General features: G+C 74.2%; 14 protein-coding genes and 1 tRNA gene. 10 read left to right on the forward strand and 5 right to left on the reverse strand.

From position 1 onward, the window contains the following. Positions 1–213 precede the first annotated feature (213 nt). Complete coding sequence (locus tag ACH5AR_RS05855) at positions 214–639, forward strand: BlaI/MecI/CopY family transcriptional regulator (RefSeq protein WP_396300147.1); 426 nt, start codon at positions 214–216, stop codon at positions 637–639. A 3-nt stretch (positions 640–642) separates the two neighbouring features. Next, entirely contained in the window at positions 643–1,605 is a 963-nt protein-coding gene (locus ACH5AR_RS05860; protein ID WP_396300148.1) for a M56 family metallopeptidase, read from the forward strand. A gap of 66 nt (positions 1,606–1,671) precedes the next feature. On the opposite strand, the gene ACH5AR_RS05865 is transcribed toward ACH5AR_RS05860, so the two are convergent. Beyond that, positions 1,672–2,361, reverse strand: coding sequence for an FMN-dependent NADH-azoreductase (locus ACH5AR_RS05865; protein ID WP_396300149.1), 690 nt, complete (start codon positions 2,359–2,361; stop codon positions 1,672–1,674). Between the two features lie 74 nt (positions 2,362–2,435). Here ACH5AR_RS05865 and ACH5AR_RS05870 point away from each other — a divergent pair, with 74 nt between their 5' ends. Then, positions 2,436–3,383, forward strand: coding sequence for a sigma-70 family RNA polymerase sigma factor (locus ACH5AR_RS05870; RefSeq protein ID WP_396300150.1), 948 nt, complete (start codon positions 2,436–2,438; stop codon positions 3,381–3,383). A 31-nt stretch (positions 3,384–3,414) separates the two neighbouring features. Here ACH5AR_RS05870 and mug read toward each other — a convergent pair whose 3' ends face one another. From mug to ACH5AR_RS05885, 3 genes are all read right to left on the reverse strand, one after another. After that, a complete protein-coding gene (gene mug, locus ACH5AR_RS05875) occupies positions 3,415–3,975 on the reverse strand; it encodes a G/U mismatch-specific DNA glycosylase (protein ID WP_396300151.1) in 561 nt (186 codons plus the stop codon). Beyond that, positions 3,972–5,123 carry a phosphatase PAP2 family protein gene (locus ACH5AR_RS05880; protein WP_396300152.1) on the reverse strand — a complete coding sequence of 384 codons (1,152 nt, stop codon included), beginning with the start codon at positions 5,121–5,123 and terminating at the stop codon, positions 3,972–3,974. The genes mug and ACH5AR_RS05880 overlap by 4 nt, the downstream gene beginning before the upstream one ends. Before the next feature lie 117 nt (positions 5,124–5,240). Then, positions 5,241–6,320 (reverse strand): aminopeptidase P family protein, encoded by a 1,080-nt coding sequence (locus ACH5AR_RS05885; RefSeq protein ID WP_396300364.1) that lies wholly within the window; start codon positions 6,318–6,320, stop codon positions 5,241–5,243. 640 nt (positions 6,321–6,960) lie between these two features. Here ACH5AR_RS05885 and ACH5AR_RS05890 point away from each other — a divergent pair. Beyond that, entirely contained in the window at positions 6,961–7,452 is a 492-nt protein-coding gene (locus ACH5AR_RS05890) for a hypothetical protein (RefSeq protein ID WP_396300153.1), read from the forward strand. A 98-nt stretch (positions 7,453–7,550) separates the two neighbouring features. On the opposite strand, the gene ACH5AR_RS05895 is transcribed toward ACH5AR_RS05890, so the two are convergent. After that, positions 7,551–8,039, reverse strand: coding sequence for a YajQ family cyclic di-GMP-binding protein (locus tag ACH5AR_RS05895; RefSeq protein ID WP_355262984.1), 489 nt, complete (start codon positions 8,037–8,039; stop codon positions 7,551–7,553). Positions 8,040–8,257: 218 nt separating this feature from the next. Between ACH5AR_RS05895 and ACH5AR_RS05900 the strand changes: the two genes are divergently transcribed. The 6 genes from ACH5AR_RS05900 to kdpC all read left to right on the forward strand — a co-directional run bounded on the left by ACH5AR_RS05900 (position 8,258) and on the right by kdpC (position 15,575). Beyond that, positions 8,258–8,338 (forward strand) — tRNA-Tyr (locus tag ACH5AR_RS05900). A 423-nt stretch (positions 8,339–8,761) separates the two neighbouring features. Beyond that, complete coding sequence (locus ACH5AR_RS05905) at positions 8,762–10,564, forward strand: APC family permease (RefSeq protein ID WP_396300365.1); 1,803 nt, start codon at positions 8,762–8,764, stop codon at positions 10,562–10,564. 485 nt (positions 10,565–11,049) lie between these two features. Continuing rightward, on the forward strand, positions 11,050–11,139 hold the full coding sequence (kdpF, locus tag ACH5AR_RS05910) for a K(+)-transporting ATPase subunit F (RefSeq protein WP_045693083.1): 90 nt from the start codon (positions 11,050–11,052) through the stop codon (positions 11,137–11,139). A gap of 1 nt (position 11,140) precedes the next feature. Continuing rightward, positions 11,141–12,805, forward strand: a complete 1,665-nt coding sequence (gene kdpA, locus ACH5AR_RS05915; protein WP_396300154.1) for a potassium-transporting ATPase subunit KdpA — start codon at positions 11,141–11,143, stop codon at positions 12,803–12,805. Continuing rightward, positions 12,805–14,919 carry a potassium-transporting ATPase subunit KdpB gene (kdpB, locus tag ACH5AR_RS05920; RefSeq protein ID WP_396300155.1) on the forward strand — a complete coding sequence of 705 codons (2,115 nt, stop codon included), beginning with the start codon at positions 12,805–12,807 and terminating at the stop codon, positions 14,917–14,919. Before kdpA ends, kdpB begins: the two co-directional genes overlap by 1 nt. A gap of 20 nt (positions 14,920–14,939) precedes the next feature. Beyond that, a complete protein-coding gene (gene kdpC / locus ACH5AR_RS05925) occupies positions 14,940–15,575 on the forward strand; it encodes a potassium-transporting ATPase subunit KdpC (RefSeq protein ID WP_396300156.1) in 636 nt (211 codons plus the stop codon). The last annotated feature ends 15 nt before the right edge of the window (positions 15,576–15,590 follow it).

Here is a 15,590-nt window from a genome sequence, read left to right on the forward strand (position 1 = left end):
CGGGTGGTCGGCGGGTGGTTGGCGGCCTTTCGGTCCGGCAGATGGTGCGGCGAGTGGTGCGGCGGGCGCTCCGGCGGGCGGTCCGGAGGCGCGGTGGGGCGGGGCCGTGCGCCGTCGAACCCCTGCCGGGACCGGTTCGGCGCGGCGCCTTGCTCGTTAGGATGAACCCGCGCCCGGCGGTCCGGGCGCGGCATCCGGAGGGAGTGGCCCGTCATGGCAGACCAGAGGCACGCCCCGACGGCCGGGGACGCGCCGACCAGGCGACGCGGCCAGGGCGAACTGGAGGCGCAGGTGCTCGCGGTGCTCCAGCAGGCGCCCGGACCGGCGTCCGCCGGGTGGGTCCAGGAGCGCCTGGAGGGCGACCTGGCGTACACCACGGTGATGACCATCCTGTCCCGGCTGCACGCCAAGAACGCCGTGACCCGGAGCCGGTCCGGCCGGTCCTACCTGTGGCAGGCCTCCGCGGACGCCGCCGGCCTGGCCGCGCTGCGGATGCGCCGGATGCTCGACGGGGAGGCGGACCGGGACGCCGTCCTCGCCAGCTTCGTCAGTGCGCTGCTGCCGCACGACGAGGAGCTGCTGCGGACGCTGCTGGACGCCGCGTCCGCCGCTCCTGCGGCGCCCGACCGCGAGAGCTGACCCGTGGGCTTCTTCGTCTTCCTCCCGCTCGTCCTGCCGCTCACCGCCGTCCCGATCGCGCGTCTGACCGAGCAGCACCTCCACCCGCGCGGCGCGGCCCGGCTGATGACCGTGATCAGCGCGGTGATGGCGCTGTGCAGCGTGCTCTGCCTCGGACTGATCGGCGTGGTGGGCACCGCGCAGATCCCCGGCAACCCGCTCCCGGACGGCTGGTCCGACCCGGAGGTGCGGGCCGCCCTGCCGTACCACGAGACGGTCGGCACGGCCGCGATGTGGCTGCTGGCCCTGGTGGCCTTCGCCTGCGCCCGGACGGTCGTGCGGCACCTGCGGGTGCGCGGCCGGGCCCGCCGGGCGCTGGGCGGCCTGCCCGCCGAGCCGGGCGGGCCCGCCGACCTCGCGGTGCTGCCGGACGCCAGCCCGTACGCCTACGCGCTGCCCGGCTCGCCGGGCCGGGTGGTGGTCTCCACCGGGATGCTGGCCGGCCTGGCCGCCGACGAGCGCGAGGCGCTGCTCGCGCACGAGCGGGCGCACCTGAGCCACCGCCACCACCGGTACCTGCTGACCACCCAGCTCGCGGCCTGCGTCAACCCGTTCCTGCGGCCGTTGCAGAGCGCGGTGGCGTACAGCGCCGAGCGCTGGGCGGACGAGGACTCGGCGCAGGCGGTGGGGGACCGCCGGATCACCGCGCGGGCCGTCGCCCGGGCGGCCCTGGTCTCGCACGCCGCCCCGACCCCCGGCTTCGCGGCCTTCGCCGCCCCGGCGGCAACCGCGGCGGCCGGCCCGGTGCCCCGGCGGGTCGCCGCCCTGCTCGGCCCGGTGCCGACCTCCCGCAACTGGCCGCCGGCCAAGACGCCCGCGGGCCTCGCGGCGATGGTCGCCGCGCTCGGTACGGCGGCGTCGGCGCTGTGCGCGCTGAACGCGGCCGTGGCCCTGCTGGTGGTGCTGAAGGCCGTCACCCCGCTGTAGGCGCCGGGCTCCCGGCGCGCCCGTGGGCGCGTGCGGCCGCGGGGCGGGGGCGGCCGGGCCGCGGGCTCAGAGCGTCGCGGCCAGCTCGTCCAGCGCGGCCCCGGCGGCCGCCAGCGACTCGGCGGCGAGCGGCCGCAGCGAGTTCAGGGCCGGGATGTCCGCGGCCCTGGTGAGCTCGGCGGTGACCACGTGCAGGTGCTCCGCCGCGATCCCGATCCGCTCGAAGTACGCCCGCAGGTACGGGACCTGGAAGTCGCAGTGGGCGCGCGGCGAGCCCGGCCCGTAGCCGCCGCCCCGGACCGCCACGACCACCACGCGGGTGTCGCGCAGCAGCGCCTCGCCGGTCCGCGGGTCCTGGTGGACGCCGGGGAAGGTGACCCGGTCGATCCACGCCTTGAGGCCGACCGAGACGGTGTAGTTGTACATCGGGCTGCCGACCAGCAGGACCCCGGCGCTCCGCAGCTCCTCGATCAGCGGGCGGCTGAGCGCCCACTCGCGGGCCTCGTCCGGGTCCTCGGCCAGGAGGTCGATGTCGTCCAGCGGCAGGATCCCCTTGCGCTCGGTGCGGCGGCCGAGGACGTCGAAGGCGGCGCGCACCGGGGGCAGCGGATCGGCGGCGAGGTCGCGGTACCGGTGCTGCCCGGCGGAGCCGTGCCGGGCGCGCCAGGCCTCGGCGAAGCGGGCCGTCAGGGCGCGGCTGACCGAGCCGGACGGGCCGATGCTGGAGTCCAGGTGGAGCAGCGTGGCGGAGGTCATGGGGGTCTCCTGGTCACCTCGGAGGGGGACGGTTCGTCATAGCGGTGACGGACCGCGCCGAGGAAAGGTGACCGATGGACCGGAACGCGGGGTCGGGCGCGGCGGCCGGGCGGTCGTTCGCCGGGGATGCCGGGCGGTCGTTCGCCGGGGGCGCCGGGCAGGCCGCGGCGGCCGGGCGCTTCGAGGCCGAGCGCGGCCGGCTGCGGGCGATCGCCCAGCGGATGCTGGGTTCGACCGACGAGGCCGAGGACGCCGTGCAGGAGGCCTGGCTGCGACTGGTCCGCACCGACCGGGCGGAGATCGACAACCTCCCCGGCTGGCTGACCACGGTGGTCTCCCGGATCTGCCTGGACCTGCTGCGGGCCCGTGCCGCGCGCCGCGAGGAGCCGGCCGAGGAGCCGCTGCCGGACGTCTCGGGCGGCCCGGAGCCGGAGCGGGAGGCGCTGCTGGTCGAGTCGGTGGGCCGGGCGCTGCTGGTGGTGCTGGACCGGCTGGGCCCGGCCGAACGGGTCGCCTTCGTGCTGCACGACGGCTTCGCGGTGCCCTTCGACCGGATCGCGCCGATCGTCGGGCGGACCCCGGCGGCCGCCAAGAAGCTGGCCAGCCGGGCCCGGCAGCGGGTCCGCGGGACGGCCGTGCTGCCGCCGGAGCCGCTGGCCGGGCACCGCCGGGTGGTGGAGGCCTTCCTGGCCGCCGCCCGGGGCGGGGACCTGGCCGAGCTGCTGGCCGTACTGGCCCCGGACGTGGTGCGCCGGGCCGATCCGGCGGTGCTGGGGCCGGGCCGGGCCGAGGTGGTCCGCGGCGCGCGGGCCGTCGCCCGGGAGACCACGGTCTTCGGCCGCCGGGCCCGCTACGGCGCGGTGGCGCTGGTGGACGGGGTGCCCGGGATCCTGATCGCCCCGGACGGGCGGCTGCGGCTGGTGCTGCGGACGGCGGTGGCGGACGGCCGGGTGGCCGGGTACGAGGTGGTGGCCGACCCGGCCCGGCTGGCCGCGCTCGAACTGGCCGTGCTGCCGGGGTGAGCGGGCGCGGTGCGGGCGCCGGCCCCACCGCTCAGCCCCCGACGGCCTCCCGGAGCTTGCGGAACTCCTCGGCCAGCCCGTCCAGGGTGTAGTGGGCGTTGAGGCCGCTGGGGTTGGGCAGCACCCACACCTCGGTGTCGCCGATGCCCTCCGGCTGCCGCCCGAGCAGGGCCCGGCGCTGCCCGAAGGCCGTCCGGTAGGCGCCGATGCCGAGCACCGCCAGGGCCCGCGGGCGCAGCCGCAGCACCCGTTCGCGCAGGGCGGCGCCGCCCTCGCGCAGCTCCTCGGCGGTCAGCTCGTCCGCCTTGGCGGTGGTGCGCGGGGCGACGTTGGTGATGCCCAGGCCGAGCGCGAGCAGCTCCTGCTGCTCGTCCGGGCGGTACTGGCGCGGGGTGAAGCCGGAGCGGTGCAGGGCGGGCCAGAAGCGGTTGCCCGGGCGGGCGAAGTGGTGGCCGGTGGCGCCGGACCACAGGCCCGGGTTGATGCCGCAGAACAGCACCCGCAGCCCGGGCCCGGAGACGTCCGGGATGGTGCCGTCCTTGGCGGCCAGCAGTTGCTCGGGGGTGGGCTTCGTCGGTGCGCTCGGTTTCACCCGGCCAAGTCTGCCGTGCCCTTCGCCGGAGCCGCGCCCTCCGCCGGAACCGGACCGGTGACGGCGGGCGCGGTCGCCTCGGCCCCTGCCTCGGCCTTGGCCGCTGCCCCCGCCCCGGCCCCTGCCTCGGCCGCTGCCCCAGCCCCTGCCTCGGCCTCGGCCGCTGCCCCCGCCCCGGCCCCTGCCTCCCGACGCCTGCGCAGCCGGCGCAGCCCGAACACCACCGCGGCGGCGTAGGCCCAGCCGACGAAGACGTCGATGATGAAGTGCTCCGCGCCGTAGACCAGGGTGAAGGTCATCGCGAGCGGGTAGGCGACCAGCACCGCCCGCAGCCAGCGCCTGGCGGTGGGCCAGAAGAAGAACAGCAGCATCGCCGGGTAGGCGGAGTGCAGCGAGGGCATCGCGGCGACGTCGTTGGCGAACTGGCTGCCGTTCTCCAGCAGCGAGTCGGCCTGCGGCAGCCCGCTGAGCGAGACGACCTCCCAGACCACCCGGGCCAGGTGCGGCAGGTTGCCCTCCTGGGAGACCAGCCACGGAGGGTCGGCCGGGTACAGCAGGTAGGTGGCGAAGCCCGCGAAGGTGAGCGTCAGGTAGGCGGCGAGCAGCTGGCGGAAGCGGTGGTGGGCGCGCCGCCAGAGCACCGCGAGCAGCAGGAAGACGACGAAGAAGTGCGACAGGTAGACCGCCACCGCGGCGTAGTCGTACCAGTGCGCCGAGCCGGGGGTGTAGAGGGCGTGCTGGAGCCGGACGGTCCAGGTCTCGCCGAAGCCGAGCACCTCGTCGAAGCGCAGCTGCGGCAGCCAGTGCGGAGCCCACGGGGTGTGGGCGCCGTAGCCGCGCAGCAGCGAGTACGTCCACACCACGGCCATCACCGGGACCCAGTCGCGCAGGACCAGGAGGAAGCCGCGGGGGCCGTGCCCGCTGTGCACGGCGGCGGTCAGCAGGGCGGCGATCAGCCAGAGGAACAGCACGTCGTTGGCCGCGGGGATGCCCTCGGTCCGCAGGAACCAGAGCAGGCACGTCAGGTAGAGCGGCCAGGCGAGCCACCGGAGTCTCGACCAGCCCGTCACGCGGGGGCGGGGCGGAGGCACCGGGCGCGGCTGCCCGGCCTGCACCTCGTGCGGGGCCGGGGGGAGGGTCTTGGTCATGCGCACCGAAACTAGCAACCCAAACTTGGAGGTCTCTGGGTGAAATATGACCGGTTCGTAAGGATGTCCGAGCCGGCCCCCACCCCGTTCGACGCACGGTCGGTCACCGTAGGGCCGTCAGGCCACGATGCCGAGCTCGTGCGGGGTGTTGTTGAAACGACGGCCGCCGGCCGGAGTGACGGTGACGATGTCCTCGATCCGCACCCCGAACCGGCCGGGCAGGTAGATCCCGGGCTCGATCGAGAAGCACATGCCCGGTACCAGCGGCCGCTCCTCGCCCTCCACCAGGTACGGAGGCTCGTGCGTGGTGGTGCCGATGCCGTGGCCGGTGCGGTGGATGAAGTACTCGCCGTACCCGCCCTCGGTGATCACCCGGCGGGCGATCCGGTCGATCTCCTGGCAGCCGACGCCGGGCCGGACGGCCTCGAAGGCGGTCTGCTGGGCCAGCCGGACCAGCTCGTGCACCGTCCGCACCTCCTCCGGGACGTCCGGGCCGACGTGCACCGTCCGCGTCGTGTCGGAGCCGTAGCCGTCCTTCAGCCCGCCGAAGTCGAGCACCACGGTGTCACCCGTACGGATGACCCGGTCACCGGCCTCGTGGTGCGGGTCGGCGCCGTTCGGGCCGGAGCCGACCACGGTGAAGTCGACCTGGCTGTGCCCGTACTGGATGAGCAGCGCGCCGAGGTCGGCGGCCACGTCGGTCTCCCGGCGGCCGGCGAAGGGGACCTCCAGGATCCCGCGGTAGGCGGCGTCCGCCGCGCCGCCGGCCGAGGCCAGCCGCTCCAGCTCCTCGGTGTCCTTGACGGCGCGCAGCATCGGCAGGCTCTCGGTCAGCGAGGTGAAGGAGGCGCCGGGCAGCGCGGCCTGGAAGCCGAGCAGGTGCAGCGCCCAGGTGGTGTCGGAGACGCCGTACCGCCCGGCCGGGTCGAGCAGCGGGGCCGCGGTGGCGAAGGGGTCCTCGCCGTCGGACCAGTCGAGCAGCCGGACGACCGGGGCGCCGACCGCCTTCTCGGCGTCCGGGCGCTCCAACTTCGGCACCACCAGGGCGGGTTCGCGCCCGGTGGTGAGGACGAGGGCGGTCAGCCGCTCGGTGGTCGCGGTGGGCGAGTAGCCGCACAGGTAGGCCAGGTCGGGGCCGGGGGTGACGACCAGGCCGGCCAGTCCGGCGGCGCTCGCCTCGGCGGTGGCGCGGGCCATCCGGGCGGCGTGGTCGTCGACGGTGAAGGGGCGGGGCACGGCGGTTCCTCCTCTGGGGCCGGGCGGGCTCTGCTGAGCTTCCGTCGCGTCAACTCCATCATCTCCGCTTCGAGTTGGCGATGCCCTCGGCGGCACCCCGGCGAGCTCGGGGCGGCGGGAGGGCCGTTGAGCGGGCTGTGCCGGAGCCGGCGCTTGGTGGGGACCTCGGCGTCGGCCGCCCCTGCGGTCGGCGGCCGGTGCGGTCGGCGGCGGGAGGGTGAGGGGCGCGAGGAGGCGGAGGAGGGCGCGGACGAGGGCCGGTCCGCGGCCCGGGCTGTGGGTCGCGCCGCGGCCCTGGCCGTGCGGGGCCGTCGCCGGTGCGGCGGCGGCCGGGCCCGGCGGGGGCGTGGCCGGGGGCGAGTCCGGGGTGTGCATGCGGTCCTCCTCCGCACGGGGGCCGTACCCGGCCAAGTCCACCGGGGTGCCGTGCCCGCCGCATGCCGCGGGCACCCGCGCGGGTGACGGAGGACCGGGGGTCGGGGGCGTGACCGGCCGCCGAGGGCCGCTCCGCAGGCACCGCAGCCTGCTCTACGGTCTCCGGCCGGGCACGGAATCATAAATTCCGGGCCGATTGTCAGTGCGGTGGGTCACCATGTCCGGCATGTCCTACGAACTCCAGGCCCTGATAGGAACATGGGAGCTGCTGGCGGTGGCCGCGGCGGAGGTCCCGGCCGCCCGCGTGGTGCCCCTGGCGCAGGGGCTGGCGCTGATCCCGGTCACCTCCGCCGTCCTCACCGCGCTCCAGGGCGGCGGCGTGCGCACGTCCGGCGGCGCCGCAGGGTTCGGCTGGCACTCGGAAGCCTTCGAGCTGCGCCTGGCCGCCTGGTCGAAGGCCGGGCCGCTCGCCTGCGTGGAGGCGGAGTACTTCGGCGGCAGCGGCACCCAGCGCGCCGCCGTCTGGTCGGACGGCGCGGTCGTCCTCGGCCCGCTCGCCATCGGCGAGTTCGAGCCGTCCCCGGCCGAGGGCACCCCGATCTCCCGCGCCCTGCGGCGGCTCGGTGCCCGCTCGGGGCCGGGCCGGGCGGACGAGTTCGAGGCGGTCGGCCTCGGCCGGCACCGCAGCACCGCCCGCTGGGCGGAGCCGCCCGGCTGACCGCCCCCGCCGCCGGCCCGCCCCGGCCCCGCCGACGCGAACGGCCCCGCCTGGCGTACCGGGAGCGGGGCCGCGCCGTCGTCCGTCCGACCGGAGGGTCAGCGGTAGTTCACGAACTGGATCGCGAAGTCCAGGTCCTTGCCCTTGAGCAGGGCCTGCACGGCCTGGAGGTCGTCGCGGCTCTTGGAGCTGACGCGCAGCTCGTCACCCTGGACCTGCGCCTTGACGCCCTTCGGGCCCTCGTCACGGATGATCTTCGCGACCTTCTTCGCGTCCTCCGTGGTGATGCCCTCCTTGACGTTGGCGAAGATCTTGTACTCCTTGCCGGAGAGCTGCGGCTCGTTGGCGTCCAGGGCCTTCAGCGACAGGCCGCGCTTCACGAACTTGGTCTGGAGGATGTCGAGGACGGCGCGCACGCGCTCCTCGCCGTTCGCCTTCATCTCGATCTTCTCGCCGGAGCGGCTGATCTCGGCGCCCACGTTCTTGAAGTCGAAGCGCGTCGCGATCTCGCGGGAGGTCTGGTTGATCGCGTTGTCGACCTCCTGCCACTCGACCTTCGAGACGATGTCGAAACTGGAGTCGGCCATGGGTATAGGTCTCCTTGATGCTCTGGCGTCACTGGCACGGGCCCGCTCTCGCGGGCGCCCGCGGCCCCAGCCTATCCAGCGCCACACGGGCCCCGCCCGTAGCAGTGGCCCGCGGCTTCCCGATCGTCGTGTGATCTATCGAGTGGCGGAGCACCCCCCCACATCGGGTATGGTTTACCACGTCGAACGGGGCGAACACCCCGGGAAACGAAGATCCTGGCTGGTTGCCCGAGCGGCCAAAGGGAGCAGACTGTAAATCTGTCGCGAAAGCTACGCAGGTTCGAACCCTGCACCAGCCACAGGATAGAGAACAGGCCCTGATCTGCGGAAACGCAGATCAGGGCCTGTTTTGTTTGCGTGGGCGGGCGCCGGGGCGGGCGTGGGGGTGGGGTGGGGCGCCGGGGCGACTTATTGCACATTGCTTGCAATTACGGGGGGCAGGCAGCAGAGTGGGACCCCGGGGGTGGGAGTCCTTCGACAGAGCTGATCGTCTTCCCAGCCGGCGACCGCCGGGACAACGGCTCGCCCCACCCCCGCCAACAGCCACCGGACGGCGCCGGGGCAGCGCGGCGGCCGCGTCAAGGGCGCGTCAGGGCCGCTCGTGGCGGCGTCAGGAACGCGTAGGGCCCACCGGGCGGCGGGTGCGCGGACCGCAGGATCGGACCGACTACCGACTGCGGAGGTCCCGTCCGATGCCCAGCGCCACCACCCCTGCGACCGTCATGGTCGACCCCCAGCCGCCCGACGCCGATGCGGCGGACGAGCGGCACCGGCTCAGCGCCCTCGGCGGGCTGGCGGCGCTCTCGCTGGACGCCATGGCCTCGGTCGCGTACGGGCCGGAGGCGGTCGTGCTGGTGCTGGCCGCCGCCGGGGCCCACGGGCTGGGCTTCACGCTGCCGGTCACCGCGGCGATCGCCCTGCTGCTGGCGGTGCTGGTGGCCTCCTACCGGCAGGTGATCGCGGCGTTCCCGGACGGCGGCGGCTCCTATGCGGTGGCCAAGGCGCACCTCGGCCGCCGGACCGCGCTGACCGCCGCCGCCTCGCTGGTCGTCGACTACGTCCTGAACGTCGCGGTCTCCGTCACCGCCGGCGTCGCCGCACTCACCTCCGCCGTGCCGGGCCTGTACGGCGAGCGGGTCTGGCTCTGCCTGGGCGTGCTCGCGCTGGTCACCGCGGTGAACCTGCGGGGGATCGCCGAGTCGGCGCGCTGGTTCCTGGCGCCGACCGCCGTCTTCGTGCTCTCCGTCCTGGCGATCGTCGTCGTCGGGCTGTTCCGGGACGGCCCGGCCGGCACCGCGGCCGCGGCCGGCCACGCCTCGGCGCTCGCCGGGAACGCCACCGCCGTCGGCGCGCTGCTGCTGCTCAAGGCCTTCGCGGCCGGCTGCTCCGCGCTGACCGGTGTGGAGGCGGTGGCCAACGCCGTCCCCTCCTTCCGCACCCCGCGGGTGAGGCGCGCGCAGCACACCGAGGTCGCGCTCGGTGCCCTGCTCGGCGTGATGCTGGTCGGACTGGCCGTGCTGATCGGCCGCTTCCACCTCCAGCCGGTCGAGGGCGTCACCGTGCTCGCGCAGCTCGCCGACGCCTCGCTCGGGCACGGCTTCGGCTTCTACGTCGTCCAGGCCGCCACCGTGCTGCTGCTCGGGCTGGCCGCCAACACCTCCTTCGGCGGGCTGCCGGTGCTGCTCGACCTGCTCGCCCGGGACAACCACCTCCCGCACCTGTTCGCGCTGCGCGCCGACCGCCAGGTCTACCGGTACGGCGTGCTGTTCCTGGCCGTGGTCTCGGCCACGCTGCTGGCCGGCTCCGGCGGGGACGTCAACAGCCTGGTGCCGCTGTTCTCGATCGGCGTGTTCGTCGGCTTCACCGTCTGCCAGGTGGGGATGGTCCGGCACTGGCTGCTGCACCGCCCGTCCGGCTGGCGCCGGAAGGCCGGGCTGAACGGCTTCGGGGCGCTGCTCACCGGCGTGGCGGCGCTGGTCGTCACCGGCACCAGGTTCACCGAGGGCGCCTGGGGCATCGTGGTGGCGCTGCCACTGCTGGTGGCGCTGTTCGAGGCGGTCCACCGCAGCTACGGGCGGATCGGGGAGCGGCTGGAGCTGGGCCGGGTGCCCGGCCCGGTGACCAGGCAGCGCAGCCTGGTCGTCGTCCCGGTGACCGCGATCACCCGGCTGACCAGGGACGGCCTGTCCGCGGCGCTCTCGCTCGGCGACGAGGTGCTGGCCGTCACCGTGGTGCACGAGCCGGCCGCCGCCGAGGCGCTGCGCCGGGACTGGGAGCTGTGGCGGCCGGGCGTGCCGCTGGTGGAGCTCCCGGACGGCCACCGCCGGCTGGGGCGGCCGATCGCCGACTTCGTCAACGAGTTGGGGGCGGAGCACGCCTTCGACCGGCTGACCGTGCTGATCCCCGAGGTGGAGCCGGCCCGCTGGTGGCAGCGGGCGCTGCAGAACCGGCGCGGCGCCGTGATCGACCGCGCGCTGCGGCGGCACACCGACGCGGTGGTCTGCCGGCTGCGCATGCGGATGTGACCGGAGCGCAGCGGTGCGGACGGCCCAGGACGGGGCTCAGGACGGGACTCAGCACGGCTCAGGACGGCTCAGGACGGGGCCCCGGGCGGCTCCGGACGGTCCAGGACGGCAGCCCCGAACGCCCCGCACACCCCGGCCACCCCGCACGCCGGCCCCGCACGCCGGCCCCGCACGCCCCGCCCCGCCCCCGCCCCCGTACATCTCGCCCCGATCACGACGGTCCCGGTCCGGTGACCCACCCGTCAAGGCCGCGTCAACGTCGCGCTATCACCCGTATGGAGGGCGTCAGGGCCCCCGTAACGCGCCTCTGACGGCTGGTTTGCTGCATCTGCCGGCCGTCCGCCGGCGCCGCGCGAGCCCTCCGGCCCAGGTCGCGGCATCTCCCGAACCACTCTGGTGGAGCCCATGTCCGATCTCATCTACGTCGGTGTCACGGTCGCCGTGTTCGCCGTCATCGCCCTGATCGCGCGGGGGGTGGAGAAGCTGTGAGCGCCGAGAACATCGCTGGTCTGGTCGTGGCCGTCGCGCTCGTCGGCTACCTCGTCGTGGCGCTGATCTTCCCGGAGAAGTTCTGACATGGGATCCACTCTCGCGGGCTGGCTCCAGGCCGTCGCCCTCGTCGGCGCGCTGGCCCTGTGCTACCGCCCCCTCGGCGACTACATCGCCGGGCTCCTCACCTCCGCCCGGCACCTCAGAGTCGAGCGCGGCGTCTACCGGCTGATCGGCGTCGACGGCGACGCCGACCAGCGGTGGCCGGTGTACCTCCGCTCGGTGCTGGCCTTCTCCGCCGTCTCCGTCCTCTTCCTCTACGGCCTGATCCGCCTCCAGGGCCACCTGCTGCTGGACCTGGGCGTTCCGCAGATGGAGGGCCACCAGGCCTGGAACACCGCGATATCGTTCGTCGCCAACACCAACTGGCAGTCCTACGGCGGCGAGTCCGCGATGGGCCACCTGGTGCAGATGGCGGGCCTGGCGGTGCAGAACTTCGTCTCCGCGGCCGTCGGCATCGCCGTCGTGGCCGCGCTGATCCGGGGCTTCACCCGCCACCGGACCGACCGGGTCGGCAACTTCTGGGTCGACCTCACCCGGATCAACCTGCGCCTGCTGCTGCCGATCGCGGTCGTCTTCGCCCTGGTGCTGGCCGCCAACGGCGTGATCCAGAACTTCCACGGCTTCCACGAGGTGACCACCCTGGCCGGCGAGGTCCAGAGGATCCCGGGCGGCCCGGTGGCCTCGCAGGAGGTCATCAAGGAACTGGGCACCAACGGCGGCGGCTTCTTCAACGCCAACTCGGCGCACCCGTTCGAGAACCCGACCGGGTTCACCAACCTGGTCGAGATCTTCCTGATCCTGCTGATCCCGTTCGCGCTGCCGCGGACCTTCGGCCGGATGGTGGGGGACCACCGCCAGGGCTACGCGGTCGTCGCCGTGATGGGCCTGTTCTGGGCCGCCTCGGTGGCCCTGCTGACCCTCGCCGAGTCGCAGCACCAGGGCAGCGCCCTCCAGGCCGCGGGCGCCGCGATGGAGGGCAAGGAGCAGCGCTTCGGCGTCGCCGCCAGCTCGCTGTTCGCCGCCTCGACCACGCTGACCTCGACCGGCGCGGTGGACTCCTTCCACGACTCGTACACGCCGTTCGGCGGCGGGCTGACGGTCTTCGACATGATGCTGGGCGAGATCGCGCCCGGCGGGGTGGGCTCCGGCCTCTACGGGATGCTGGTGCTGGCCGTCGTCGCGGTCTTCGTGGCCGGTCTGATGGTCGGCCGCACCCCCGAGTACCTGGGCAAGAAGCTCGGCGGCCGGGAGATGAAGTTCGCCTCGCTGTACATCCTCACCACCCCGACGATCGTGCTGGTCGGCACGGGCGTGGCGATGGCCCTGCCGGGCGAGCGCGCCGGGATGCTCAACTCGGGCGCGCACGGCTTCTCCGAGGTGCTGTACGCCTTCACCTCGGCCTCCAACAACAACGGCTCGGCCTTCGGCGGCATCACCGTCAACACCGACTGGTACGACACCGCGCTCGGCCTGGCGATGATCTTCGGCCGGCTGCTGCCGATCGTCTTCGTCCTGGCCCTGGCCGGCTCGCTGGCCCGGCAGCAGCCGGTCCCGGCCACCCCGGGCACCCTGCCCACCTACAAGCCGCTGTTCGTGGGCCTGCTGTCGGGCGTGATCCTGATCGTCGTCGGCCTCACCTACTTCCCGGCCCTGGCTCTCGGGCCGATCGCGGAAGGTCTGTCCTCCTGATGTCCACCCCTACGCTCAACCCCGCACCGGCCGACCAGGCCGAACCCGCCGCGCCGCACAGAGCGGCGAGCGGCCTGCTCGACCCGAAGCTGGTACTCGCCTCCCTGCCGGACGCGGTGCGCAAGCTCGACCCCCGGGTGATGGTCAGGAACCCGGTGATGTTCGTGGTCGAGGTCGGCTCGGTGGTCACCACCGTCTCCGCGATCGCGGACCCGTCCGTGTTCGCCTGGGCCGTCACCGTCTGGCTCTGGCTCACCACGGTCTTCGCCAACCTGGCCGAGGCCGTCGCCGAGGGGCGCGGCAAGGCCCAGGCCGACACCCTGCGCAGGACCAGGACCGAGAGCGTCGCCCGCCGGCTCACCCACTGGCCGGCGAGCCGGGCCGAGGAGGAGGTGCCCGGCACCGCGCTGAGGCTCGGCGACCACGTGGTGGTCGAGGCCGGGCAAATCATCCCCGGCGACGGCGACGTCGTCGAGGGCGTCGCGAGCGTCGACGAGTCGGCGATCACCGGCGAGTCCGCGCCCGTCATCCGGGAGTCCGGCGGCGACCGCTCCGCCGTCACCGGCGGCACCAGGGTGCTGTCCGACCGGATCGTGGTGAAGATCGCCTCCGAGCCCGGCAAGTCCTTCATCGACCGGATGATCGCCCTGGTCGAGGGCGCCGCCCGGCAGAAGACGCCGAACGAGATCGCCCTCAACATCCTGCTGGCCTCGCTGACCGTCGTCTTCCTGGTCGCGGTCGTCACGCTCCAGCCGATGGCCACCTACGCGGGTGCCCCGCAGTCGATGATCGTCCTGGTCGCCCTGATCGTGGCGCTCATCCCGACCACCATCGGCGCACTGCTCTCCGCGATCGGCATCGCGGGCATGGACCGCCTGGTCCAGCGCAACGTGCTGGCGATGTCCGGCCGCGCCGTCGAGGCCGCCGGCGACGTCAACACCCTGCTGCTCGACAAGACCGGCACCATCACCCTCGGCAACCGCCAGGCCGCCGAGTTCCTGCCCGCCCCCGGCGTGGGCACCGACGAACTGGCCGGCGCCGCCCAGCTCTCCTCGCTCGCGGACGAGACCCCCGAGGGCCGCTCGATCGTCGTCCTGGCCAAGACGGAGTACGGCCTGCGGGCCCGCGCCCAGGGCGAGTTGACGCACGCCACCTGGGTGCCGTTCACCGCCCGGACCCGGATGTCGGGCGTGGACCTGGACGAGGCCGAGGGGGTCCACCAGGTCCGCAAGGGCGCCGCCGGCGCCGTCTCCCAGTGGGTCACCGAGAACGGCGGTTCGGTCGGCGGCGAGGTCGCCGCCCTGGTCGACGGCATCTCCGCGGCCGGTGGCACCCCGCTGGTGGTGGCCGTCAGGGCCGGCGGCGGGCCGGCCCGCGTCCTCGGGGTCGTCCACCTCAAGGACGTGGTCAAGGAGGGCATGCGGGAGCGCTTCGACGAGCTCCGCCGGATGGGCATCAGGACCGTCATGATCACGGGCGACAACCCGCTGACCGCCAAGGCGATCGCGGAGGAGGCCGGCGTGGACGACTTCCTCGCCGAGGCCACGCCCGAGGACAAGATGGCCCTGATCAAGAAGGAGCAGGAGGGCGGCAAGCTGGTCGCGATGACCGGCGACGGCACCAACGACGCCCCCGCCCTCGCCCAGGCCGACGTCGGCGTCGCGATGAACACCGGGACCATGGCGGCCAAGGAGGCCGGCAACATGGTCGACCTGGACTCCAACCCGACCAAGCTGATCGAGATCGTGGAGATCGGCAAGCAGCTGCTGATCACCCGCGGCGCGCTGACCACCTTCTCCATCGCCAACGACGTGGCCAAGTACTTCGCGATCATCCCCGCGATGTTCGCCGGGGTCTACCCGGGCCTGGGCCACCTCAACATCATGGGCCTGCACAGCCCCCAGTCCGCGATCACCTCGGCGATCGTCTTCAACGCCCTGGTCATCATCGGCCTGATCCCGCTCGCGCTGCGCGGCGTGCGCTACCGCCCGTCCGACGCCGGCTCGCTGCTGCGCCGCAACATCGGGGTCTACGGCTTCGGCGGCCTGGTAGTGCCGTTCGTCGGCATCAAGCTGATCGACCTCATCGTCCAGTTCATCCCCGGCCTCGGCTGACGAGGGAAGGAGAGAAAACCATGTCCAAGCCCCTGCCGACGACCCTCCGCACCCACGTCACCGCCCTGCGGGCGCTGCTCGTGCTCACCGTGCTCCTCGGAGTCCTCTACCCGCTGCTGGTCACCGGCGTCTCCCAGGCCGCCTTCGGCGACAAGGCGAACGGCTCGCCGGTGAAGGCCGGCGGCCGGGAGGTGGGCTCCAGCCTGATCGGCCAGAGCTTCAACCTCCCGAAGGCCGACCCCGACGACCCGAAGGAGGAGGCGAAGCCGGACCCGAAGTGGTTCCAGCCCCGCCCCTCCGCGGCCGGGACCGGCTACGACGCCTCCTCCTCCGGAGCCGGCAACCTCGGCCCGAACAGCGAGGAGCTGCGGAAGGCCGTCGAGGAACGCCGCGCCGCCGTCGCCGCGTTCGACGGCGTCGACCCGGCCGCCGTCCCGGCCGACGCGCTGACCGCCTCCGGCTCCGGCCTCGACCCGCACATCTCCGTGGCGTACGCCAGGGAGCAGGTCGAGCGGGTCGCCAGGAGCCGCGACCTGCCGGTGGAGACGGTGGCCGAGCTGGTCGACGAGCACACCGAGGGCCGCTCGCTCGGCTTCCTCGGCGGCGAGGGCGTCAACGTCGTCCTGCTCAACAAGGCGCTCAGCGAGCAGAAGTGACACCGCCGGAAGCGA

Source organism: Kitasatospora sp. NPDC018619 (assembly GCF_044391605.1).
Classification (GTDB): domain Bacteria; phylum Actinomycetota; class Actinomycetes; order Streptomycetales; family Streptomycetaceae; genus Kitasatospora.

Coding starts and splice junctions, on each gene's coding strand:
- ACH5AR_RS05855 (WP_396300147.1), top strand. CDS start 214: ATGGCAGACCAGAGGCACGCCCCGACGGCCGGGGACGCGCCGACCAGG.
- ACH5AR_RS05865 (WP_396300149.1), bottom strand. CDS start 2,361: ATGACCTCCGCCACGCTGCTCCACCTGGACTCCAGCATCGGCCCGTCC.
- ACH5AR_RS05870 (WP_396300150.1), top strand. CDS start 2,436: ATGGACCGGAACGCGGGGTCGGGCGCGGCGGCCGGGCGGTCGTTCGCC.
- ACH5AR_RS05880 (WP_396300152.1), bottom strand. CDS start 5,123: ATGACCAAGACCCTCCCCCCGGCCCCGCACGAGGTGCAGGCCGGGCAG.
- ACH5AR_RS05885 (WP_396300364.1), bottom strand. CDS start 6,320: ATGGCCCGCGCCACCGCCGAGGCGAGCGCCGCCGGACTGGCCGGCCTG.
- ACH5AR_RS05890 (WP_396300153.1), top strand. CDS start 6,961: ATGTCCTACGAACTCCAGGCCCTGATAGGAACATGGGAGCTGCTGGCG.
- ACH5AR_RS05895 (WP_355262984.1), bottom strand. CDS start 8,039: ATGGCCGACTCCAGTTTCGACATCGTCTCGAAGGTCGAGTGGCAGGAG.
- ACH5AR_RS05905 (WP_396300365.1), top strand. CDS start 8,762: ATGGTCGACCCCCAGCCGCCCGACGCCGATGCGGCGGACGAGCGGCAC.
- kdpA (WP_396300154.1), top strand. CDS start 11,141: ATGGGATCCACTCTCGCGGGCTGGCTCCAGGCCGTCGCCCTCGTCGGC.
- kdpB (WP_396300155.1), top strand. CDS start 12,805: ATGTCCACCCCTACGCTCAACCCCGCACCGGCCGACCAGGCCGAACCC.
- kdpC (WP_396300156.1), top strand. CDS start 14,940: ATGTCCAAGCCCCTGCCGACGACCCTCCGCACCCACGTCACCGCCCTG.